The following is a 22,162-nucleotide window of genomic DNA, read 5'->3' on the forward strand; positions in this document are numbered from 1 at the left end:
TTTCTGCCAGTGTTCAGTAGTACGAAGCTCCAAGCGGGCTGTTATTTGAACTTGGGGTTGGCTTTGTACTGCAGCGTGAGAGAGGCCTTGCCATCGGCCGTGATGACGGCGTGGGTGGTGAAGGACAGACTGCGCTCCTGCCAGGTAGCGTCTTTGATGACGGTTTTGGCCGGCCGCTGCCCGGTAGGCACGGTGCCCTTCCACACGGCGGTTTCGTTGCCGGACGGGGCTTTGAGGTACTGGGTCTGCTGCATATCCACGCAGGCGCTCAGGCCCGTCAGCTCGGCCGGCACGCACACGGCCTGGGTACTTTTCTGGGCCAGAACCGTCGTGCTTTGCGCGGTGGCCAGATAGCCGAAGCTGCAGCAGGCAGCCGTAAGCAGCGCCCGGCGGGTCAGGAAAAAACGGTTCATATCGGAGGAGGGGAAACGCACGGAAGAAAGCAGGACCACCAACGGCGGAGCCCAACAACTTCTTAACCAAGAAGCAAGCCTCTGTACGCAGCCGGCGGCCCCGCGTTATGGACCCGGCACTATATAGTGGGCGGGACGCTACGGCCGGGGCTTGCCCAGCACCTCGGCTGTGCGGGCCTGCACGTAAAGCGCCTCCACCTTGGCTCGGGCCCAGGGCGTACGCCGCAGAAAGGTGAGGCTGGATTTTACGCTGGGGTTCACGGCAAAGCAGTTGATGCGGATGCGGCGGTCCAGCTCCTCCCAGCCGTAGTGCAGCACCAAGTACTCCAGAATCTGCGCCAGCGTGATGCCGTGCAGCTCGCGGATAAGGTGCCCGTTTTCGTCGCGGGCGTCGGGGGTGGCAGAGGTCATAGCAGTAGCTTTTTCTGGCCCGAAAGTACGGCATTTGGCTTCGGCAACGGGCACTTTGGCGGGGCTGAAGACACCAGAATCGGTGCTTCCTGCGTTACTTTGGCTATGCAACCCGCCAGCCGCCGTCCTCGTCGCCCCGTCGTGCGCCGCCGCTTTCCGCGGCCGGGGAAGTGGCTGCTTGGGGCCGCAGTGCTGCTTTTGCTGGGCGGGCTGGCGTTTTACTACGTGTATCAGCGGCAGCTGCACCGCTACGCCCGCCGGGCCTACGCCACTTTCTTCAGCCACCAGCTCACGGGGCGGGAGCACACGCCCCTGCTCACGGGCTATACCGTGCACGGTATCGATGTATCGGCCTACCAGGGCACTATCGACTGGCAAAAGGTAGCCCAAAACCGGGTGCGCTTTGCCTTCATCAAGGCCAGTGAGGGCGTGACCCTGCGCGACGCCCGCTTCGGGCGCAACCTACGCGGGGCGCGCCGGGCTGGCATCTACTGCGGGGCCTACCACTACTTTCAGCCCAACTACGACGGCCGCCAGCAGGCTGAGCTATTCGTGCGAACGGCCAACCTGCAGCCCGGTGACCTGCCTCCGGTGCTGGACGTGGAGGCCCAGGAGTTTCACGATGTAGCCCGGATGCGGCGGGGCATTGCCACCTGGCTACGGCTGGTGGAGCGGCACTACGGTGTGCGGCCCATTCTGTACTCCAACTATAGCTTTTACCAACGCTACCTGGCCGGGCACTTCGATAAATACCCGCTGTGGCTGGCCCACTACGAAGTACAGCAGCCCACCCTGGCCCGCGAAAAGTGGATTATCTGGCAGCACTCCGACGAATCCTACATTCCCGGCATTCGGGGCACGGTCGATTTCAACGTGCTGCAGGGCAATTTTCAGAACCTGCTGGCCCTCCGCATTCCGCCGCGCCGGGCTGGTACTGAGGCCAACTAGCTCTTTTCTTCCGCTGAAAGTTGCCCTCGATCAGATGCACAATCTTCCAAAACAGACTGGCAACTCACCACTGGCAACTGATAACTGACCTTCTATGCGCCTTCTGATAGTGTGTTTGCTGGCAAGCTTGCTAAGCAGCTGCGGTGGCTCGAAAGCCTTTACCCAGAGTGGGCAGGCCTCCTACTACGCCGATAAGTTCAACGGCCGCAAAACGGCCAGCGGCACCGTGTACCGGGCCAGCAAACGCACGGCAGCCCACAATACGCTGCCCTTCGGCACGGTAGTGCGCGTGACCAACCCGCGCAACCACCGCTCCGTGAAAGTCACCATCACCGACCGGGGTCCGCACGCCAAAGGCCGTATTATTGACCTTTCCCGCAAAGCTGCCCGTAAAATCGGTATCGTAGACGCCGGCGTGGCCCCGGTGCAGCTGAAAGTAGTAAAGGCCGCTCACCGCTAACGTTTTTCTACCCGCATGAGAATCCGCAAGAAAGTCCAGTGGAACCCCTCTCCCACGGCCAGCCGGTTTGTGGCCCTCGGTGCCTTTGTGAAAGCCGCCGAAGCCCAGCAGTGGACGGAAGCCGAAATCCAGTTTGTGATGGACGAAGTGGTGGAAGCCGCTGATGATGCCGAGGCCCACGAGATTCTGCGCGACTATACTTTGGTCAGCCGGCAGGGCTAACCTGTTGATTGTCAGATTTCGGTTGTTCGTTAAAAAGAGGAGGCTGCTGGGTTTTACCAGCAGCCTCCTCTTTTTAACGAACAGCTTACAACTAACGTCCTTTGCGCTTGGACTTTAGCTTCATCTTGGTGTTTTCTTTCACCACGTTCATGAGGCTATCCTGCTCGGCCTGCATGGCTTTGGTGGTGAGGCGGCCGCTCAACGACAGTTCGTCGCCTTCTTTCATCATCACGTGCGTGCTGTCGCGCAGAATCACAGTGCCGTCGGACTTGATGGTCGTGCCGTTGACGAGCTTTTCGGGTTGCGCCACGGTGGAGGTGAGGCCATTGCGGGTCACCAGCACTTTCCCCTCTTTCACGGTAAAGCCTTCTTTCATGGTCACGCCTTTGGGGGCAGTGGCTTTAGCCTTGGGCGCCACCGTGCGGCGGGGTGGAAGTTTAGTCTGGGCCAGAGCAGAGGACCAGCAGCCAGCAGCCAGCAGCAACGTAGCCGTGGCAAGTACAATGCGCTTCATATCAGGGATGGTAAGGGTGGAAAACAAAGTTGGAGGCAAGTAAATTACGCCTTTTGCGCGAAGACAAAAACTGGGCCAGCGGCGGGCGGGCAACCTCAGCGCGAGGCCCTGCGTTTGCCGGGATGAGGTTGCCGCGGCAGCCCTGGTTTCGTTTCTACCACTCTACGGCTCATTTTTTTACGTGGACTACAAAGACTACTACAAAGTGCTGGGGGTTGAAAAAACCGCTACTGCCGACCAGATCAAGAAAGCCTACCGCAAACTGGCCCGCCAGCATCACCCCGATGTGAACCCCAACAACCCCGAGGCCGAACAGCGCTTCAAGGAAGTGAACGAGGCCAACGAGGTGCTCAGCGACCCGGAAAAGCGCCAGAAGTACGACCAACTGGGCGCCGACTGGCAACGCTACCAACAGGCCGGCAGCCGCGGAAGCGGCGGGGGCTTCGACTGGTCGCAGTATGCCCAATACGGGCAAACGGGCGGCGGCGGTTTCGGCGGCGGCAGTCCTTTCGGCGACGAAGCCGATTTTTCGGACTTTTTCAGCTCTATTTTCGGCAATATGGGCGGGGGCCGCACGGGTGCCGGCCGCGCGGGAGCTGGCCAGGACTACCAAGCCGAGTTAGAGCTTTCCCTGGAAGAAGCCTACCACGGCGGGCCGCGTACGCTCACCGTCAACGGCAAAAACCTGCGCATCACTATCCAGCCCGGTGTGGAGGATGGGCAAACCATCCGCCTGCGTGATCAGGGTACCCCCGGCCGCAACGGCGGCCCCAGCGGCTCCCTCTACATTACCTTCCGCCTGCGCCCTGATGCGCGCTATACCCGCGCCGGCGCCGACCTGACGATGGACGTACCCGTGAGTATCTACACAGCCCTGCTGGGCGGCGAGCAGCAGGTAGATACGCTGGCGGGCCCGGTCAAAATCACCATCAAGCCCGAAACGCCGAATGGCACTCGTCTGCGCCTGCGCGGCAAAGGCTTCCCGGTGTACCGCCAGTCCGGCCAGTTTGGCGACCTGTACCTGCGCCTCACGCTCACGCTTCCCACCAACCTCACCGACCAGGAAAAAGACCTGCTCCGTCAGCTTGCGGCCCTGCGGAAGTAGTAGCTTAAGGGTATTCTGCTGAGTGGCTGGATGGTTTTCTGCCTGGCCCAGGCCGTAGCAGCGGTTCCAATAAGTCACTACCATACGTTGAAGAACAACAGTTCCCCAACAACTATCAACCATTCAGCCATCAACCATAGAACCAATGCCCTATGGAAACTCACTTCATCACCATCACTTACCACGACTGCGCCTCAACGTACGGGTTGAGCGAGGCAGTTGTGCGCGAATTTGTGGATCTGGGGCTGTTGCGCGTGGCCGAAGCACCCAATACGCTGGAGGAGGAGCCCGCCCACCTGGCCCGCCTCGCCCGCCTGCACCACGACCTGGGCCTGAGCACCGAAAGCATCGACATAGTGCTGCTGATGCGCCAACGGCTGCTGCAGCTGCAGCAGGAACTACGCCGCCAGCAGGCCCGCGCCGCTCAGCTGGAGCGTTTTCTGCTCGGCGGCACCCCCACGCTCGATATTAACTAACGCCTATCCGGTAACTTACGCGACCAGCAAGGCCAGCGCGGTGCCCGCAATGGTGGCTACCAGCTTGGGCCAGGGCAGTCGGTGCTCGGGGCTGGTTTCGAAGAGAATGGTGGTGGAAACGTGCAGAAAGTTGCCGGCTACCAGACCCAGCAGGGCCGCGTACCAGCCGCCCGTCAGCAGCTCATCCAACACCACGTAGTTGCTTACCAGCACGCCCGCCGGCGAGGCCAGCGCGAAGAGCACCAGAAACGGCAGGGCCCGCCGGAAGCTGCCCAGCCGCAGCAACAGGGTAGCCATCAGGGCAAAGGCCGCCGGAATGTGGTGGAGGGCCACCCCGGCCATAATCAGGTAGTAGTTCTGGCCTACCTCGCCCGTAGCCGAGCCGGGCACCATAATGCTGCCTTCCAGAAAGGAGTGCACCACCAACGCGCCCAGCAGCAGAAACGGCACCCGCCCCACGTGGGAGGTGTGATGGTGCATGTGCCCGTGCTCCACGCCCTGCGAAAACACCTCCAGCACCAGCTGCCCGAAAAAGCCCGCCAGCACGAAGTAGCCCACCCGCGGTGAGTCGGGTAGCATCTGGAGCGCTTCCGGCAGCAGGTGCGTGATGGTAAGCGTAAACAGATACGCCCCGCTGAAGGCCAGCAGCGGCTTCATCCAGGTGGTATGAGCCGTAGGTACGAAGCGCGTGAGCCAGCCGGCACCCAGCACGGCGGCAAACAGCACAAACAAGGCAATCCACATGGGATGGGTAAGTAAATGGTAAGTCAATAGCCGTCCGCTGCGTGCATTGTCATCAACTACCTGGCCGGCATCTGACAACCTATTCACGTTGGAACGACCATGTAAAATCCTGACAGCAGGCGAATAGCTATAAGCTCTGGCAACCCGCCGGGGTTTTGGCGCCCGGGGTATTCCCCTCAAAGTCAGGCGTATTTTTTCAGGATGAAGATCATGCGCGGCGATGTAGCCTGCTCAAACGGCTCCAGCCGGTAGTTGCCCAGCACCTCGGCCAGCCGCAGCCCGGCCATAGCGAAATACTCTTCAAACGACTCCCGACTAAGCGCCCGCACCCGCTCCTGATGGTGCTGCTCCTGTCCCTGCCTGTCCGCAAAGCGAATATCCTTCACGATGAAGCCACTTTCGAGGTGGCGGCTGATGCGGAAAGTGATGCCGTCCACCGTTTTTTCCTCGTAGGCGACCAGTTCCCGCACGGTGCGCTCGGTGTTCAGGAAGTCGATGACGAGCTTGCCGCCGGGGCGCAGCGCCTGAGCCGCCGAGCGCAGGGCCACCACGTTTTCCGTTTCGTGCTGAAAATAGCCGAAGCTCGTGAACAGGTTGAAAATGAAATCGAAGGGGCCGTAGGGCAGCGGGTCGCGCATGTCGTGCACGTGAAAGTGCAGGCGGGCATGGGCAAACTGCCGGGCGTGCGCAATGCTCTGGGGCGAGAGGTCTACGCCCGTCACTTCGAGGCCCTGCTCGCTCAGGTAAATGGCGTGGCGCCCTTTGCCACAGGCCAGGTCCAGCAGGCGGTACGAGGGCTTGGGGTGCAGGTGCGCCAGCAGCTGATCAATAAAGCGCCGGGCTTCCTGCTCGTCCCGGTCGCGGTAGAGCAGGTGGTAGTATGGTGAATCGAACCACGTGCTAAACCACTCGGGTCCGGGCTGCATCATGCGAGAGAAGGACTGAAATCAACGGAATATCCGCCGCTGCCTGCTGATTTACAGCGAATCGGGGGCGGCGGCTCCGGTTTTTACGGCCGGGTTCGGCTCCAGGTCCATGCCGCATACCGGGCACTTGCCGGGCTGTTGGCTGGCACTGCCCTCGCAGGCCATAGGACAAAGGTAGGCGGCCGTTTGGGCCGTGGGCGCTGCGGTGGTAGCCGGATTTTCGGCGGTGCTAACCGTCGGCTCGCCCTGGCAGCCCGCCAAAGCAATAGCTGCGACCAGCCCGAGGCCAGCCGCAGCTTTCTTACTTACATGTAGCATCAACGAAGGAGCGTAGCGCAGAAAACTACTGCTTGTCGCCGTCCTGCGTGAGGGCAGCATCTGAGTCTTCTTCCACGTTTTTCGTGGCCTCTACTTGCGCACCTTTAGCCGTGGTGGAATGCTCGGCCGTGGGCTTGGCATCCTTGTCCAGCGCCTCTACGTGCGAGCTGATGGGGCGCTCCACGATGCCGCCGTTGTCGTGCTCCTTTTCTTCGGCGTGCTCTTCCACGATGTCGAAGTTCTGGCTGGAGCGGGTGCCGGGGGCTACCATATCCACCGATACTTTCTGGCCGGGACGGAAGTCAGATGGTTCGCTGCTGCACGAGGCGAGGGCCAGGCCACCAGCCAGGCAGAAAAGCAGATGTTTTGCGTTCATAAGGGTAGGCAACAAAAGTCGTTTAGGCAAAGGTACGAGGCGCGGGCGGCTCAGGGTTAAGTCGAACCAGCTATTAGCGGAAGGCTTCTGGCTGTTGGCTGGCTAACCGGCTGCTTAGCACTTAGGCAGCGGCGGCGGGAGTGGCCTTCACTTCGGCCGGCAGCAGGTTTTTGCGGCGCAGCATCGATTCAAACAGCTTCAGGTCGTTGGGCGAGTTGAAGATGCGCGTGGGTAGGTAAAGGAACATGGGCACCTGGAACGTGCGGGCCACCCAGCCGCGCCAGCCGGTGGGCATTTCCGCGTTTTCAGGTGTTTTCAGGTAGAGCTGGTAGGCGCCGTCCTTATAGTGCACGCGGTCAATCATTTCCCAGGGAATGTTCATGCCCTGCTTGTCATTGAGCTTCATGAGCACGTGGCGCTGGTCGATTTCGAAGTTGACGCGCTCAAACAGGGCTTTGCTTTGCTCGTGCTGAGCCAAGGCCTGCACCTGGGCCGAGCGCAGCACCACAAACAGCACCGTCACGAGTACGGCCGCCGCCACCCACCACCACGAAAACACGAAGATGGCGGGCAGCAGCAGGACCACGAGCGGAATCAGGGCGTACCACCACTCGCGCTTCCACACCTCCGTGAGGGCCATGCGCACGTAGGTTTCGGAGCTGAGCTGATTTTTCTTGGTGCGGATGGCAAGCGGCGAAGGGCCCTGCGCCTGCCGGAATCCGCGTTGATTGGGTTGTTGCATTAGAGGTAATATGAAAAATGTGCTGAATGTGGTTTAATGTGGGAAATGAGTGATAAATGATTTGACACATTTCCCACATTAAACCACATTAGCACATTAAACTAAAACGCTTTCAAACTCATGTCCAGGCTATCGGCCGAGTGCGTGAGGGCGCCCACGGAAATGTAGTCGACGCCGGTGGCGGCTACCTCGGCAATGGTTTGCTCGGTGATGCCGCCGCTGGCTTCGAGCGGAAACCGGTCGGCCACCAAAGCCACGGCTTCCTGCATCTGGGCGGGACTCATGTTGTCGAGCATAATCCGGTCGATACCGCCAACTTCCAGAGCCTGCTGCACCTCAGCCAGCGTACGGGTTTCTACCTCTATGGGCAGCTGGCGGCCCAACTCGCGCAGGTAAGCGTGCGTGGCTTCAATGGCCTGCCGGATACCGCCCGCGTAGTCCACGTGGTTGTCCTTGAGCATAATCATGTCGAAGAGGCCGTAGCGGTGGTTGGTGCCGCCCCCGATGAGCACGGCCCACTTCTCGCACAGGCGGAAGTTGGGCGTGGTTTTGCGGGTATCGAGCAGGCGGGCACGGGTGCCGGCCAACTTTTGCTGCAGGTTTGCCGTGTAGGTGGCAATGCCGCTCATGCGCTGCATGCAGTTGAGCACCAGCCGCTCGGCCGTAAGAATGCTGCGCGCCGGCCCTTCTACCACAAAGGCGACGTCGCCGTGCTGCACGCGGGCTCCATCGTTCAGGCGCACTTCCACCTGCAGCTCCGGGTCTACTTCCGCGAAGATGAGCTGGGCCAGCTCTACGCCGGCCAGCACACCTTCGCCTTTTACCAGCAGATGCGCCCGGTTGCGCGCCGTAGCCGGAATAGCCGCCCGCGACGAATGGTCGCCGTCGCCGACGTCTTCGGCCAGGGCAGTGCGGATAAACGTGGTCAGGGCTTCGGGGGTGAGGTAGGAGGCGGTTTGCACGGTGCAAAAATAGAAAAGAAAAGGCCCCGACTTGCATCGGGGCCTGCGCAACTAAAAAGCCGACAGCGCTTTTTTATTCTTTCGTGAAGTCAATGGTATCAATCAGCTGCTTGCCCTGGGCGGGTTTTATCTTGATAAACACCCGGTAGGTGCCGCTTTTCCCCACATATTTGCCGATGGCGTACTGAATGCCGCCCTCCGAGGAACCCTGATGAATGAACTCGAAGCTGGTCGGCGCGTTCTTGGCGAAGAAGTCTTTGAGTACGAACTCGGCCTGGGTGGCGCTATAGCTTTGCTTGTCGCCATCGAAGCCCAGCTCTACGCTGGAGCCGAAGTGCTGCGCTACGCCGCGCGAGGAACCGCTGCGGATGGCTCCGCGTACGGCCCCGAAGGCGTCGCCCTGGGCCTGGGCGCCTACCACGGCGGCCAGCAACAGACCAACCAGCAATAGCGTACGGAAAAAGGAAGTTTTCATATCTAACAGTGGAATGCCCGGCCGTAGGCCAAAATTATGCCAACCCCCTAGAAGGAAGCAAATAATACCCGGCATTCTTCTTCACAGACAATACTAACAAAATCCCGGCGGTTCAGCACGTCCCCGCTATCTTTGCACCATGAATAAACAGGTACTGTTGGTAATTCTGGACGGGTGGGGCCTGGGCACTAACCCGGAAGTTTCGGCCATTGCAAAAGCACGCACGCCGTACGTTGATTCGTTGTTTCAGCGGTTTCCGCACAGCAAGCTCCAGGCCTCGGGCGAGGCCGTAGGCCTGCCGGATGGGCAGATGGGCAACTCCGAGGTGGGCCACATGAACATTGGGGCCGGTCGCGTGGTGTACCAGGACCTGGTGCGCATCAACAAAGCCATCCGGGAGCGGAAGTTGGGCTCGATGCCGGCTCTCACCAAAGCCTTCGACTACGCTCGTGCCAACGGTAAAAATGTGCACTACATCGGGCTGCTGTCGGATGGGGGCGTACACTCCCACATCGAGCACCTGAAAGCTCTCTGCACCTTGGCCCACGACGCCGACGTGCACAATGTCTTTATCCACGCCTTTACCGACGGCCGCGACACCGACCCCAAGGGCGGCGTGAGCTACGTAAACGACCTGGAGCAGCACCTGCAGCGCGGGGCCAGTGGCAAAATTGCGTCCATTGTGGGCCGCTACTACGCCATGGACCGCGACAACCGCTGGGAGCGGGTAAAAGAGGCCTATGACCTGTTGGTGAACGGCAAAGGCACGCCTTCCCAGAACCTGATCCAGAGCATGCTCGACTCCTACAAGGCGGGCCTGACCGACGAATTCCTGAAGCCCATCGTGAAAGTGGGCGCCGACGGGCTGCCGCTGGCTACCATTCAGGAAGGCGACGTGGTGCTGTGCTTTAACTTCCGCACCGACCGGGGCCGCGAAATCACGCAGGCCCTCACCCAGCAGGATTTTCACGCCTTCAACATGCACCGGCTGAACCTGCACTACCTCACCATGACGAACTACGACGCCACGTTTGTGGGCGTCACGCCGATTTTCGAGAAGGACAACCTCGACCAGACGTTGGGCGAAGTGCTGGCCGCCAATGGCAAAAAGCAGATTCGCATGGCCGAGACGGAAAAGTACCCGCACGTCACGTTTTTCTTCTCGGGTGGCCGTGAGGTAGAGTTTGCCGGCGAAACCCGCATCATGCGTGCCTCGCCCAAAGTAGCCACCTATGACCTGCAGCCCGAAATGAGTGCCTACGAGCTGCGCGACGCCCTGGTGCCGGAGCTGCAGGCCAGATCGGCCGACTTCATTGTGCTGAACTTCGCCAACCCCGACATGGTAGGCCACACCGGTGTATTTGAGGCTGCCGTGAAGGCCGTGGAAACCGTGGACACCTGCACCCAAGACGTAATTGAGGCCGCCCTGGCCAGCAACTACGCCTGCATCATCATTGCCGACCACGGCAACGCCGACATGATGGTGAACCCCGACGGCACACCCAACACGGCCCACACCACCAACCTAGTACCCTGCATCCTGGCCGACAACGACTACCGTGGCGCGCTGAACAATGGCAAGCTCGGCGACATCGCCCCCACGGTATTGCAGCTGATGGGCCTGCCACAGCCGGAGGAAATGAGTGGCGTAAGCCTGCTCCAACCCCAGACTTCCACGAATGCGTAAGGCCTGGCTGCTGGGCCTGGCGTGGCTGGCCGCGGCGTGCAGTTCCGATACCGAAACTGCACGCCGCGGCCAGCCCGCGCCCCGCTCCCGCTACTTTGCGCTGAACGCGTTTCTGGAAGATCAGGCCAAGCAGCTTAACCAGCGGCAGCCCGGCGTTACCAAGCAGGTTCGCCTGCGCACGGGCGGCCAGGAAACCACCCTGGTTCGTCAGCTTGACTGGAACAAGGAACTACAGATCTTCCAGCAGGCCGACATCACCAAACCGGCGTTGCGCGGTGCGTATACCGTTGATTCTACCGTGGAAAACGGCCTGTTGCGCCGCCGTTATCAGCGACGGCCGGGCATTGAGCATCCGGTACGTCAGCTCACCGTGTTGACCAGCGGCCCGCAGGTGGTAGCCGTGGAAGCCGTCATTACCCAGGACAACCCACTCGTATACTCAAGTAAAACGGTAGAACTCCGCTGTCAGAATGGCCAGGTGGCCAGCTATCGGGTAAATGGGGTGCAGAAACTGGTGCTATTCGACTCGGTACGATACGCTGTGAGCAGCCGGGTGCAGTAGGTTTTGGGTTAATCAACGTAGGGTTCTACATGCACGGCGCTCAGGCAGCCCTGCTGGAAGGTCACCGATACGTAGTTGGCCCGTTCCGTATCCCCGATTCGGACTTTATCAATGGATTGGCGGCTGGCGCGGTGAGCCTTTTGCAGGCGACGTTTCAGGCGCTGACCGTAGGCGGGCTGGAAGTTGGTGACGCTGGCATCCTGCAGCAGGTCTTTCTCCGGCGTGCGGTAAAACTCAAATACGTTTCCCTGGTGACGCAGCACTACAATGGTATCGGTTTGCCCGGGCACATGGCGGTTCTGGAAAGGCTTGCGGGCGGCTACGCGGGCCCCGGCTTCTACCAGCTGCTCTACCGTTAGCTCTTGGCCGAACGGGTCACCAGCCAACGTATCGTTGGTGATGCGCAACGTGCGGGTAGGCAAAGTAGCTGGGGTAGCAGGAGAAACAGCCCGGCGGACTGCAGTTGGATTGTGGGCAACTTCCTTGCCTGTCTCTGCCTCAGCCGGGGCTGAGCTACACGCACTCAACAGCAACGCCGCATAGAAGGCAGTGCTGAAAGCAGCTTTAGCAGACGAAAGCAGAGAGGCAAGCATGGGGCGAACCAGCAGGTGGTTGCCTCTATACGCAAAATCATAGCAAGTGGCCCACCGGAAACAAAGCATTTAGCCACGCTAAGGCTATGAAAAGCACTATTTCCGAACTACTCGCCCATCAAGGTAGCCACCACCCAGCGGCGGCCGCCGTGGTTACGGTGCTCCCCCAGGTAAATGCCCTGCCAGGTGCCCAGGGCCAGCTCGCCCCGGCTGATGGGCACACTCACGGCGTGGCCCAGCAAGCTGGCTTTGAGGTGGGCCGGCATATCATCGGGGCCTTCCTGGGTATGCCGGAAGTAGGGCGCGTTTTCGGGCACCACGCGGTTGAAAAACGTCTCGAAGTCGTGGCGCACGGTGGGGTCGGCGTTTTCGTTGATGCTCAGGCTGGCGGAAGTGTGCTGGATGAAAAAGTGCGCGGTGCCCACTTGCAGCTGCTCCAGCTCGGGCAGCTCGGCTACCAGCAGATCGGTAATCAGATGAAAACCCCGGCGTACGGCCGGCAGGCGTAGACGTTTCTGAATGAATACCATCGGGCTTACGGGTTTTTCCGCTCGTAGGCCCCCATGTCCGGAGTGGCCTGGTCGCGCAGCACGTGCAGCAGGTCGTATTCCAAGCCGGGCAGCGGCACGGCCTTGTTGCTGGCCGGGGAAAGCGTGTCGAGGCGGAAATCGAACTTGTCAGTGGTGCTGTTCAGGTACGTTTTTTTGAACTTGGGGTCCTGATTAAGTACGTTGCCGCCGTTGTTGAAGCCGGGCTTGGTGGCGCTGCTGGCCGTTGCGGTGTACTCCTTGGTGCGCAGCAGGTTGGTTGTGACGCTGATATTGTCCAGGTACCGCTCGGCGTTTTCGAAGTACAGCTCATCCGCGAAAGAGCCCCAAATAATGCTGTTGCGGACCGTTACCTCGGGGCTTACGCGGCGCGGCGGCGCCTTCACGGGCAACTCATCGGAAAACGTGAGCGAGGATGTTTCCCGGCGGTTGAACTGAGGCGTATAGTTGGCCACGGTGCAATAGTTAAGCACGTAGCGCCCGCCCTGGAAGCCCGCTACCGCAAACTCCCCGCAGTTGGTAAACAGGGAGTTATTCACCGTCACGTCGCCGGAAAAGCTGAGGATGCCGCCCCCAAATGGCGCCGTGGTGCTGCCAAACTGCAAAGCCGCCGCCGAAATATTTTTGATGATACTGTTTTCGACCAGCACCGCCGGGCGCGGCGCCGCGTTGTCGAGGTTCAGGACCACCAGCCCGAAGGCAGCATTTTTGATTTCGGCGTAGCGCACCACGTTGTCGTGGCTGCTGGCGTCGAGCTGAATGCCGGCCCACTGGCCCGGAATATCGTTGTAGAACGGCTCCAGGCGGTCGGCCTGGAAGCGTACGAAGCGCGGGTCGTCGGGCTTCATTTCGGTCGAGGGCTGTAAATCGGGGTTAATGCGCAGCTGCCCGCGTACCACCAGGGCCGCGCCGGCGTGGCTGTAGATGCGCGTACCGGCTTCGATGGTCAGGCGGCAGTCCTTTTCTACCAGCGCGTAGCCGAAGATGACGTGGGGCTTGTCGTTGCGCCACACTTCGTCGCACTTCAGGGTTTCCTCGGCGTGGAAGTAGGCGTTCTGCCCGTAGGCCACCAGCTTCACCCGCTGCTCGTTACCGTTGGTGCGGAACTGCAGCTCGTCTTCCACCAGAAAGGGCTTATCCTTGGCTACCTGGCCCAACACGGCTTTCACCAGGATCTGCACGCTGTCCTTACCCCGGATTTCCAGGCCATCGGCCGTGGGCTGGTCGTCGCCGTTGATGATGAGCGAGTAGGTGCCGGGCGCTTTGCCGGCCAGCCGCAGCTGCTCCACCCGCACGGCCCGGGCGTTGCGGTTGTACACCCACAGCCGCTTCGATGCCGTGCCTACCTGCGTGAAAACCGTGTCGAACAGCACCGTATCCGTCGAAAACTCCAGCCGGGCGTTGCGGTCCGTGGTCAGCAGGTCTTCCTTGGGCTCACAGCCGGGCAGCAACGTGGCCGCCGCCGAGAGAATCAGGAGAAGAGGCAGGAGAAAGCGCATAGCAGACAATCGTATAAAAAGCGTCATGCTGAGCGGAGTCGAAGCATCTCTACCGCTTCGTTGAACAATTCAAACGAAGCGGTAGAGATGCTTCGACTCCGCTCAGCATGACAAACGTGGTGAAGCTAACAGTTAGTGCGACTACCCTACGCCTTCCTGCAGACGCTCGGCGCTTTCGGCCAGACGCAACTGCTCCACAAACTCGTCGATGTTGCCTTCCATCACGCTGGCCAGGTTGTATACCGTGAAGCCAATGCGGTGGTCCGTCACGCGGCCCTGGGGGTAGTTGTAGGTGCGGATTTTGTCCGACCGGTCGCCGCCGCCAATCATGCTCTTGCGCTGGGCGCCTTCGGCTTCGTTCTTTTTCGCCAGCTCAATCTCATAGATGCGCGAGCGAAGTACCTGCAGGGCCTTGTCGAAGTTTTTGAGTTGGGACTTCTGGTCCTGGCACTGGGCCACCAGGCCGGTGGGCAAGTGGGTGAGGCGCACGGCCGAGTAGGTAGTGTTTACCGACTGCCCGCCGGGGCCCGACGACATAAACAGGTCCTTGCGCACGTCGTTCATGTCGATTTGCACGTCCAGCTCCTCGGCTTCCGGCATCACCACGATAGAGGCTACCGAAGTGTGGATACGGCCCTGGGTTTCGGTGGCGGGTACGCGCTGCACGCGGTGTACGCCCGATTCAAACTTGAGCTTGCCGTATACGTCCTCGCCCTTCACGGCCAGGATAATTTCCTTGTAGCCCCCGCTGGTGCCCTCGGTGGCGTCAATCAAGTCCATTTTCAGGCCATTGCGCTCGGCGTAGCGCATGTACATACGCTGCAGGTCGCCGGCGAAGATGGCGGCCTCGTCGCCCCCGGCCCCGGCCCGGATTTCCATGATAACGTCCTTGCTGTCGTTGGGGTCCTTGGGAATCAGCAGCTCTTTGATAACCGTTTCGAGACGTTCCTGCTCGGGGTAGAGCGTCTCCAGCTCATCCTTGGCCATCTGGCGGAAGTCCTCGTCTTTTTCCGTGGCAATGACCTCCTTAGCGTTGTCGATGTTGGCCAGCACATTCTGGTAGGCCTTGTATTCGGTCACGATTTTGCCCAGGTCCTTGTATTCTTTATTGAGGGCCTTGAAGCGCTTCATGTCGCTCATGGCGTCGGGCTGGGTGAGCTGCTCACTCACGTCCTCAAAGCGCCGTTGAATGGCCTCCAGTTTATCTAGCATCTCTCTTCTGAAAATGTATTGGGAGTGCAAAGGTACGCAAACGCCGCCGACGATATATACCCCGAAAACACCTGAGCGCTAAGCCGCTGCCCGTTGCCCAATATGGACCTTGCCATCTAAATAAATCAGTGGAAGTCTTCTAGCCATAGTAATCCGGGCTGCGGAGTTGTTCCGGGCGGACGAACCCGGTTAATTTGCCGAATAGCTGATTATCAGCTAAAAAACCAAAAAAGCTGTGCAGGCAACAACCGCCTCAGGCCGCTAATTGACGCCAGAAACCAGGCGGTAGAAATCGTAGATAATTTTATACGAAAGCCTTTGCGATGTAGAAAACGTTTCTACTTTGCGGCCATCAACCCCGCATTCATGGCCCCGCCTTGTGCTATTCAGGCTTTCTTCCACGCACGGCCAATCTTCACGATTGGCACCGGGACAACCGTGATTACAACCCGCTAGCGGGCCGCGGAATCCTCTTTCACCCTTGATTCGCCGCCCGCCTCGCCGGTAAGCCCCGCCCCAGGAGCTGCCGCCGCGAAGCGGGTTTTTTCTTGTCCATTATGAAGCCAGAGGCTATGCAGGTTTTGAAATTCGGGGGCTCGTCGGTGGCGACGGCCGCAAACATCGGGCGGGTGCTGGACCTCGCCGAGGCCGCTGCCCGGCAGCAACCTACGGTAGTAGTGGTATCGGCGCTGGGCGGCGTGACGGACGCCCTGATTGGGGCCGGCCGCCGCGCCGCCGCGGCCGATGCCAGCTACCGCGAGCAGCTGCAGGAGCTGGAGCAGCGCCATCTGGCTGTGGTGCGCGAGCTGCTGCCGCTTACGGGCCAGAGCGCCGTGCTCAGCGCCGTCAAGACCCACTGCAACGAGCTCGAAAGCATCTGCGACGGAATTTTTGCCCTGGGTGAGCTGTCCAACCGCAGCCTCGACAAGCTGGTGAGCTACGGGGAGCTGCTCTCCTCGAAGATAGTGGCGGCGGGCCTGGCGGCGCGGGGCGCGGCCCACCAGTGGCTCGACAGCCGCCAGCTTATTTGCACCGACGCCAAGTACGGGCACGCCGCCGTGGACTCTGCCGCTACCAACGCCCGCATTCAGGCGGCCGTGGAGGAAGCCGGCGCGCCGCTGTACGTAGCGCCCGGCTTCGTGGCCTCAGCCCCGGATGGCAGCACCACCACGCTCGGCCGCGGCGGCTCCGACTACACCGCCGCCATTTTCGCCGGGGCGCTGGACGCCGCGCAGCTGGAAATCTGGACCGATGTGAGTGGCATGATGACGGCCGACCCGCGCCTGGTGCGCGCCGCCCGGCCCATCCCGCGCATCTCCTATCAGGAGGCCATGGAACTCTCGCACTTCGGGGCCAAGGTGCTGTATCCGCCCACCATTCAGCCGGTGATGCGCTCGGGCATTCCGCTCTGGATCAAGAACACCTTTGCGCCCGAAGACGAAGGCACACTGGTGGAAGTGGCCTCGCCGGCCAACCACGCCTTTGTGCGGGGTCTGTCCAGCATTGGGCCGGTGGCCTTGCTGCGGCTCGAAGGCAGCGGCATGGTAGGCATTCCGGGGTTTTCGCGGCGGCTGTTTGCGGCCCTGGCCCGGGAGGAAGTCAACGTCATTCTCATCACCCAAAGCTCCTCCGAGCACTCTATCTGCGTGGCCGTGAGTGCGCCCGAGGCGGCCCGCGCCCAGCAGGCGGCCAACGAGGAATTTGCCCCGGAAATTCTGGCCGGCCGCCTCGACCCGCTCGACCGGGAGGACGACCTGGCCATTGTAGCGCTGGTGGGCGAGCAGATGAAAAACCACCCCGGCATCAGTGGGCGCATGTTTGGGGCCCTGGGCCAGAACGGGGTGAACATCCGGGCCATTGCCCAGGGCTCCTCGGAGAAGAATATTTCCACCGTCATCCGCCAGCAGGACGTGCGCAAGGCCATCAACGTGCTGCACGAAACCTTTTTTGAGGCTACCACGCGCCAGGTGAACGTGGTGGTAACGGGCGTGGGCAACGTGGGCCGTAAGCTGCTGGAGCAGCTCAGCCGCCAGCAAAACTGGCTGCGCGAAAAGCTGCGCCTTAACCTGCGCGTAGTAGGCCTGGCGACCAGTAAGCAGTTTGTGCTCGACGAAGAAGGCATCGACCTCAGCAACTGGCAGGCGGCGCTGGAAGCCGGGCAGCCGCTGAATCTGGCGACGCTTACCGAGCAGCTACTGGCCCTGAACCTGCGCAACACCGTGTTTGTGGACGTGACAGCCAGCGCCGACGTGGCCCAGGTGTACGCCGGGCTACTGGCCAAAAGTGTGGCCGTGGTAGCCTGCAACAAGGTGGCCGCTTCGTCGGAATACGAAAGCTACGCCCGCCTGAAGTCCCTGGCTCAGGAGTTCAACACCCATTTCCTGTTTGAAACCAACGTGGGTGCGGGCCTGCCCATTATTGGCACGCTGAATGACCTGCTGCGCAGCGGCGACGAGGTGCAGCGCATGCAGGCCGTGCTGTCGGGCACGCTCAACTTCGTGTTCAACAACTACGACGGCACCCGGCCCTTCGCGGAAGTAGTGCGCCAGGCCCAGGACGAAGGCTACACCGAGCCCGACCCGCGCCTCGACCTGACTGGCGTAGATGTGGCCCGCAAAATCCTGATTCTGGCCCGCGAAGCCGGCCACCCGCTCGAAATGAGCGACGTGGCAAATGAATCCTTTCTGCCGGCCTCCTGCCTGGAAGGCGACGTACCCGCCTTCTACAAGCAGCTGGCCGTGCACGAGCCTCACTTCCGGGGCCTGTACGACGCCGCGGCGGCCGAAGGCAAAAAGCTGCGCTTCGTGGCGAGCTTTGCCGATGGGCAAGCCCGCGTGGGCCTCCAGGCAGTAGCGCCCAGCCACGATTTATACTCGCTCCAGGGCAAGGACAACGCCGTGCTGTTCTACACCAACCGCTACGTGGAGCAGCCGCTCGTCATCAAAGGGGCCGGGGCCGGCGCCGAAGTCACAGCCTCGGGCGTGTTTGCCGACGTTCTGCGGGCCGTGCAGAGCTAATTCTGAATTATGAATCTTGAATTAAGAATTGAGTGGAGACGCGTAATTCTAGCTTGGCAGCCGCCGCTCACGCCCATGCCCTCAACACCTATTCCCACCCGCGCTGACTTTCCCCGTCCATGCCCAATTCAGAATTCAGCATTCATAATTCAGAATTAGCTGTCACCGTGCATGCTCCTGCCACCGTGGCCAACATGGTGTGCGGGTTCGATGTGCTGGGGTTTTCCCTGGCCGCCCCCAACGACGTGATGCACCTGCGCCTCCTGGAGCAACCCGGCGTGGTCATCATCAACGAAGACGACTTTGGCTTGCCCACCGAGCCCACCCGCAATGTAGCGGGGGCCGCGCTCTTGGCTATGCTGCGGGCCGTACCGGAGGTGCCGGGCGTGGAAGTGCGCATCCGTAAGGCCATCCGGCCGGGCAGCGGCATTGGCAGCAGCGCCGCCAGCGCGGCTGGGGCAGTGGTGGGCCTGAACCAGCTGTTGGGCAACCGCTTCAGTAAGCCGCAGCTGGTGGAGTTTGCCATGTTCGGGGAAGAAGTGGCCTCCGGCGTGCGCCACGCCGACAACATTGCGCCGGGCATTTACGGGGGCGTGACGCTGATCCGGGCCACCACGCCCACGCCCGATGTGGTACCGCTCGACGCCCCGCCGCTGTTCGTGACCGTGGTGCACCCGCAGATTGAGGTGAAGACCTCCGACGCCCGCCAGATTCTCAAGCGGCAGGTGAGTTTGCAGGACGCCATCCGGCAGTGGGGCAACGTGGGCGGGCTGGTGGCCGGCCTGCTCAAGCACGACTACGCCCTCATCGGCCGCTCCCTCGAAGACGTGATTGTGGAGCCCGTGCGCAGCATCCTCATACCGGGCTTCCGGGAAGTGAAAGACGGCAGCCGCGCCGTGGGGGCCCTAGGCGGGGGCATTTCCGGCTCGGGGCCTTCCTTATTCATGCTCAGCCAGGATGAAGCCACCGCCCGCGCCGTGGAAACCGTGATGCGCGATACCTACCAGCGCCTGGGCCTGGAACATCATATCTACCTGACCACCATCAACCCGCTGGGCTGCCAGATCGTGGAAACTGCCTAACGCCTGCCGCTTTGCGCCCCGCTCAGCCTAATCATCCATACCAAACCCGACTAACCTCAACCAGTATGCGCTACTACAGCCTCAACCGTCAGTCTGAAACCGTGGACTTCCGGACCGCTACCATCGCTGGGCAGGCCCCGGATGGCGGCCTGTATTTCCCCGAAATCATTCCGCAGTTTCCGGCGGGCTTTGTGGAGCAGCTCCCGCACCTGGAGCCGGCCGAGGTGGCCTATACCGTGCTGGCGCCCTACGTGGGCGAGGCTATTCCCGAGGCGGAGCTGCGCCGCATCTGCGCCGAAACGGTGAATTTTCCGTTTCCGCTGGTGCCCGTAGCCAACGGCATCAGTGCCCTGGAGCTGTTTCATGGGCCTACGCTGGCGTTTAAGGACGTGGGGGCACGCTTCATGAGCCGCTGCCTGGGCTACTTCTCCCGCAGTGAGACCCGACCCGTAACGGTGCTGGTAGCTACCTCCGGCGACACGGGTGGGGCCGTGGCCAGCGGCTTTCTGGGCGTGCCGGGCGTGGAAGTGGTTATTCTGTATCCGTCGGGGCGGGTGAGCCCGGTGCAGGAGCAGCAGCTCACGGCCCTCGGCCAGAACGTAACCGCCCTGGAAGTGCGCGGCAACTTCGACGACTGCCAGCGCCTGGTCAAGCAGGCCTTCCGTGACCAGGAGCTCATGCAGCAGCGGCGCTTTACCTCGGCCAATTCCATCAATGTGGCGCGGTGGCTGCCTCAGCAGGTGTACTACTGCTACGGCGTGGCCCAGGCCCTGGCCCAGACCGGCAAGCCCCCGGTGGTGGCCGTGCCCAGCGGCAACTTCGGCAACCTCTGCGCCGGCTTGCTGGCCCACGTTTCGGGGCTGCCGGTAGCGCGCTTTGTGGCGGCCTGCAACGCCAATGCCGTAGTGCCCGCCTACCTTACTTCGGGCCGGTACGCGGCCCAGCCGGCCGTAGCCACCCTCTCCAACGCCATGGACGTGGGCGACCCCAGCAACTTCGGCCGTATTCTGGAGCTGTTCGGCAATGAATACCCCAGCATTCGGGAAAAGCTCAGCGGCTACTCGGTGTCGGACGCCGAAACCTCAGCCACCATCCGGCGCGTGCATCAGCAGACGGGCTACGTGCTCGACCCCCACGGAGCCGTAGCCTACTTCGCCCTGGAGCATTACCTGGCCCGCAACCCCGAGGCGGCAGGGGTATTCCTGGAAACGGCCCACCCCGTGAAGTTCCCCAACGTGGTGGAGGCTGCTACGGGCCGGGAAGTGGCCGTGCCCTCAGAACTGCAAACCCTTATGCAACAGCCCAAGCGCAGTGTGGTGCTGGAGCCCGCCTACGAGGAACTGCGAGAGTATCTAACGGGCCAGCTCCAGGAAAACCCGGTGACGGCCTGACAGGATCTACCCCTATCTTTGGGAGCGGGCCGGGGGCAGTATTTCCGGCCTGATCTAGTGTCTTTGCCTATGCGTTTCTTATTCTGCTTTCTGGTGGTAGCCGGCGGCGTGCTGAGCGGCTGCCGGCCCGACCAGATTGAGCACCTGCGTAACACTAAGGAGTTGGCCGTGGAAGCCGAAAACTGGCAGGTGAAGCGCATTCTTCCCAAAGACCTGTTGCATGCCACCCGCTGGGCCGGCGACTCCCTTACGGGCTACGCCGACCGGGAGCTGAACTGCGTACTCGCGCAAAAGCTGCAGGAAGGTGGGGTAGCAGCAGCCCTCCCTTACTGCCAGCCCGAAACCTATGCTTCCGTCGATTCGCTGGCGCGGGTGCTGGAGGCCGTGCCCCGGCGGGTAACCGCTAAGCCCCGCAACCCCGCGCACCAAGCCAAGCTGGCCGCCGCCGAACTCACGCCCGACACCCTGCGCACCGTGCGGCGGCCTTCCATAGAAGTGTTTTTCTACCAGCGGCCCATCGTGCTCCGTGACGCCCAGTGCCTGCGCTGCCACGGCGAGGTGGGCAAGGACGTGGCCGCGGCTGACTACGCGCTTATTCAGAAGCAATACCCCCAGGATCAGGCTACCGGCTACCGCCTGGGCCAAGTGATGGGGGCCTGGCAGGTACAGCTGAAGCGGGCGGGCGTGGCGGAGTTCTACACCATGAAAACCCGCAAAATCATGAAGCGGCGCAAGCTGTTTTAGACGCCCGTTTTTCCTTTACGTACCAACGCCCGCATGGCCCTTCCCACCTACCACCCGCGCATCAAGATCTGCTGCATCAGCACCCCGCAGGAGCTGGCGCTGGCCGTTGCCGCCGGAGCCGACGCGCTAGGACTGGTGGCGCGCATGCCCTCGGGGCCCGGCGTGCTGCCCGACGACCAGGTGCGGCGGCTGGCCCAGCTCACGCCCCCGGCCGTAGGCTCTTTTTTGCTCACCAGTGAAACCGATACCTCGGCCATCATTGCGCACCAGTGTCGCACAGGCACATCCACGCTGCAGATTGTAGACCGCCTCAGCACGGGCTCCTACCAGGATCTGCGCACGGCCCTGCCCGGCATTCAGCTGGTGCAGGTGATTCATGTGGTGGACGAGCGGGCCGAGGAGGAAGCACACCGCGTGGCCCCGCACGTGAATGCCATTCTGCTGGACAGTGGCAACCCCGGCTTGGCCGTGAAAGAGCTGGGCGGCACCGGCCGCACCCACAACTGGGCCATTAGTCGCCGCATCCGCGACGGACTAAACATGCCGGTGTTCCTGGCCGGTGGCCTTACCCCCGACAACGTGCAGGACGCGCTGGCGGCCGTGCGCCCCTTCGCCGTAGACGTGTGCAGCGGCATCCGCACCAACGGCCACCTCGACCCCGTCAAGCTCCGCCGCTTTGTACAAGCCGTGCGGTCGTTTGAAGGGTAGCCCAACCTTCCGCCGGCTTTCTCAGTT

The 22,162-nt window shown here is 61.6% G+C and carries 26 protein-coding genes; 12 read left to right on the forward strand and 14 right to left on the reverse strand.

The features are described 5' to 3' along the window. Positions 1 to 41 precede the first annotated feature (41 nt). The gene (locus tag I5L79_RS16965; protein ID WP_196956262.1) at positions 42 to 413 is read right to left on the reverse strand and encodes a hypothetical protein; all 372 of its coding nucleotides are present in this window, start codon (positions 411 to 413) and stop codon (positions 42 to 44) included. A gap of 138 nt (positions 414 to 551) precedes the next feature. Continuing rightward, positions 552 to 824: a VF530 family protein gene (locus I5L79_RS16970; RefSeq protein ID WP_196956263.1), complete on the reverse strand. Its 273-nt coding sequence runs from the start codon at positions 822 to 824 to the stop codon at positions 552 to 554. 105 nt (positions 825 to 929) lie between these two features. On the opposite strand from I5L79_RS16970, the gene I5L79_RS16975 reads away from it, so the two are divergent. The 3 genes from I5L79_RS16975 (at position 930) to I5L79_RS16985 (ending at position 2,454) form a co-directional block, all read left to right on the forward strand. Further along, entirely contained in the window at positions 930 to 1,772 is an 843-nt protein-coding gene (locus I5L79_RS16975) for a glycoside hydrolase family 25 protein (RefSeq protein WP_196956264.1), read from the forward strand. A gap of 94 nt (positions 1,773 to 1,866) precedes the next feature. Next, positions 1,867 to 2,232, forward strand: a complete 366-nt coding sequence (locus I5L79_RS16980) for a septal ring lytic transglycosylase RlpA family protein (RefSeq protein ID WP_196956265.1) — start codon at positions 1,867 to 1,869, stop codon at positions 2,230 to 2,232. Positions 2,233 to 2,247: 15 nt separating this feature from the next. After that, positions 2,248 to 2,454, forward strand: coding sequence for a hypothetical protein (locus I5L79_RS16985; protein ID WP_196956266.1), 207 nt, complete (start codon positions 2,248 to 2,250; stop codon positions 2,452 to 2,454). A gap of 91 nt (positions 2,455 to 2,545) precedes the next feature. On the opposite strand, the gene I5L79_RS16990 is transcribed toward I5L79_RS16985, so the two are convergent. Next, positions 2,546 to 2,968, reverse strand: coding sequence for a DUF6799 domain-containing protein (locus tag I5L79_RS16990; protein WP_196956267.1), 423 nt, complete (start codon positions 2,966 to 2,968; stop codon positions 2,546 to 2,548). A gap of 181 nt (positions 2,969 to 3,149) precedes the next feature. Between I5L79_RS16990 and I5L79_RS16995 the strand changes: the two genes are divergently transcribed. Next, the gene (locus I5L79_RS16995; protein WP_196956268.1) at positions 3,150 to 4,073 is read left to right on the forward strand and encodes a DnaJ C-terminal domain-containing protein; all 924 of its coding nucleotides are present in this window, start codon (positions 3,150 to 3,152) and stop codon (positions 4,071 to 4,073) included. Between the two features lie 152 nt (positions 4,074 to 4,225). Beyond that, a complete protein-coding gene (locus tag I5L79_RS17000) occupies positions 4,226 to 4,549 on the forward strand; it encodes a chaperone modulator CbpM (RefSeq protein WP_196956269.1) in 324 nt (107 codons plus the stop codon). Positions 4,550 to 4,564: 15 nt separating this feature from the next. On the opposite strand, the gene I5L79_RS17005 is transcribed toward I5L79_RS17000, so the two are convergent. The 7 genes from I5L79_RS17005 to I5L79_RS17035 all read right to left on the reverse strand — a co-directional run bounded on the left by I5L79_RS17005 (position 4,565) and on the right by I5L79_RS17035 (position 9,092). Next, positions 4,565 to 5,293 carry a ZIP family metal transporter gene (locus I5L79_RS17005; protein WP_196956270.1) on the reverse strand — a complete coding sequence of 243 codons (729 nt, stop codon included), beginning with the start codon at positions 5,291 to 5,293 and terminating at the stop codon, positions 4,565 to 4,567. A gap of 182 nt (positions 5,294 to 5,475) precedes the next feature. Continuing rightward, on the reverse strand, positions 5,476 to 6,222 hold the full coding sequence (locus I5L79_RS17010; protein ID WP_317191392.1) for a class I SAM-dependent methyltransferase: 747 nt from the start codon (positions 6,220 to 6,222) through the stop codon (positions 5,476 to 5,478). Between the two features lie 48 nt (positions 6,223 to 6,270). After that, the gene (locus I5L79_RS17015; protein WP_196956271.1) at positions 6,271 to 6,537 is read right to left on the reverse strand and encodes a heavy metal-binding domain-containing protein; all 267 of its coding nucleotides are present in this window, start codon (positions 6,535 to 6,537) and stop codon (positions 6,271 to 6,273) included. 25 nt (positions 6,538 to 6,562) lie between these two features. Beyond that, positions 6,563 to 6,913 carry a hypothetical protein gene (locus I5L79_RS17020; RefSeq protein ID WP_196956272.1) on the reverse strand — a complete coding sequence of 117 codons (351 nt, stop codon included), beginning with the start codon at positions 6,911 to 6,913 and terminating at the stop codon, positions 6,563 to 6,565. A gap of 121 nt (positions 6,914 to 7,034) precedes the next feature. Beyond that, positions 7,035 to 7,655 (reverse strand): hypothetical protein, encoded by a 621-nt coding sequence (locus I5L79_RS17025; RefSeq protein WP_196956273.1) that lies wholly within the window; start codon positions 7,653 to 7,655, stop codon positions 7,035 to 7,037. A 101-nt stretch (positions 7,656 to 7,756) separates the two neighbouring features. Next, positions 7,757 to 8,617, reverse strand: a complete 861-nt coding sequence (gene nadC, locus I5L79_RS17030; protein ID WP_196956274.1) for a carboxylating nicotinate-nucleotide diphosphorylase — start codon at positions 8,615 to 8,617, stop codon at positions 7,757 to 7,759. 73 nt (positions 8,618 to 8,690) lie between these two features. Beyond that, the gene (locus I5L79_RS17035) at positions 8,691 to 9,092 is read right to left on the reverse strand and encodes a DUF4783 domain-containing protein (RefSeq protein ID WP_196956275.1); all 402 of its coding nucleotides are present in this window, start codon (positions 9,090 to 9,092) and stop codon (positions 8,691 to 8,693) included. A 139-nt stretch (positions 9,093 to 9,231) separates the two neighbouring features. On the opposite strand from I5L79_RS17035, the gene gpmI reads away from it, so the two are divergent. Then, complete coding sequence (gene gpmI / locus I5L79_RS17040) at positions 9,232 to 10,779, forward strand: 2,3-bisphosphoglycerate-independent phosphoglycerate mutase (protein ID WP_196956276.1); 1,548 nt, start codon at positions 9,232 to 9,234, stop codon at positions 10,777 to 10,779. After that, entirely contained in the window at positions 10,772 to 11,341 is a 570-nt protein-coding gene (locus I5L79_RS17045; protein ID WP_196956277.1) for a hypothetical protein, read from the forward strand. The genes gpmI and I5L79_RS17045 overlap by 8 nt, the downstream gene beginning before the upstream one ends. A gap of 8 nt (positions 11,342 to 11,349) precedes the next feature. On the opposite strand, the gene I5L79_RS17050 is transcribed toward I5L79_RS17045, so the two are convergent. The 4 genes from I5L79_RS17050 to prfA form a co-directional block, all read right to left on the reverse strand. After that, complete coding sequence (locus I5L79_RS17050; protein WP_196956278.1) at positions 11,350 to 11,763, reverse strand: hypothetical protein; 414 nt, start codon at positions 11,761 to 11,763, stop codon at positions 11,350 to 11,352. A gap of 278 nt (positions 11,764 to 12,041) precedes the next feature. Then, positions 12,042 to 12,464: a secondary thiamine-phosphate synthase enzyme YjbQ gene (locus tag I5L79_RS17055; protein WP_196956279.1), complete on the reverse strand. Its 423-nt coding sequence runs from the start codon at positions 12,462 to 12,464 to the stop codon at positions 12,042 to 12,044. Positions 12,465 to 12,469: 5 nt separating this feature from the next. Then, complete coding sequence (locus I5L79_RS17060; protein ID WP_196956280.1) at positions 12,470 to 13,981, reverse strand: right-handed parallel beta-helix repeat-containing protein; 1,512 nt, start codon at positions 13,979 to 13,981, stop codon at positions 12,470 to 12,472. Between the two features lie 141 nt (positions 13,982 to 14,122). After that, positions 14,123 to 15,193 (reverse strand): peptide chain release factor 1, encoded by a 1,071-nt coding sequence (gene prfA / locus I5L79_RS17065; protein ID WP_196956281.1) that lies wholly within the window; start codon positions 15,191 to 15,193, stop codon positions 14,123 to 14,125. 572 nt (positions 15,194 to 15,765) lie between these two features. Between prfA and thrA the strand changes: the two genes are divergently transcribed. The 5 genes from thrA (at position 15,766) to I5L79_RS17090 (ending at position 22,135) form a co-directional block, all read left to right on the forward strand. Further along, positions 15,766 to 18,210, forward strand: coding sequence for a bifunctional aspartate kinase/homoserine dehydrogenase I (thrA, locus tag I5L79_RS17070; RefSeq protein WP_196956282.1), 2,445 nt, complete (start codon positions 15,766 to 15,768; stop codon positions 18,208 to 18,210). 119 nt (positions 18,211 to 18,329) lie between these two features. Then, the gene (locus I5L79_RS17075; protein WP_196956283.1) at positions 18,330 to 19,292 is read left to right on the forward strand and encodes a homoserine kinase; all 963 of its coding nucleotides are present in this window, start codon (positions 18,330 to 18,332) and stop codon (positions 19,290 to 19,292) included. 65 nt (positions 19,293 to 19,357) lie between these two features. Next, on the forward strand, positions 19,358 to 20,683 hold the full coding sequence (thrC, locus tag I5L79_RS17080) for a threonine synthase (RefSeq protein WP_196956284.1): 1,326 nt from the start codon (positions 19,358 to 19,360) through the stop codon (positions 20,681 to 20,683). A gap of 69 nt (positions 20,684 to 20,752) precedes the next feature. Next, positions 20,753 to 21,427, forward strand: a complete 675-nt coding sequence (locus I5L79_RS17085; protein ID WP_196956285.1) for a c-type heme family protein — start codon at positions 20,753 to 20,755, stop codon at positions 21,425 to 21,427. A gap of 33 nt (positions 21,428 to 21,460) precedes the next feature. Next, complete coding sequence (locus I5L79_RS17090) at positions 21,461 to 22,135, forward strand: phosphoribosylanthranilate isomerase (protein WP_196956286.1); 675 nt, start codon at positions 21,461 to 21,463, stop codon at positions 22,133 to 22,135. The last annotated feature ends 27 nt before the right edge of the window (positions 22,136 to 22,162 follow it).

It is taken from the genome of Hymenobacter guriensis, from assembly GCF_015773195.1.
In the GTDB taxonomy this organism is placed as follows: domain Bacteria; phylum Bacteroidota; class Bacteroidia; order Cytophagales; family Hymenobacteraceae; genus Hymenobacter; species Hymenobacter guriensis.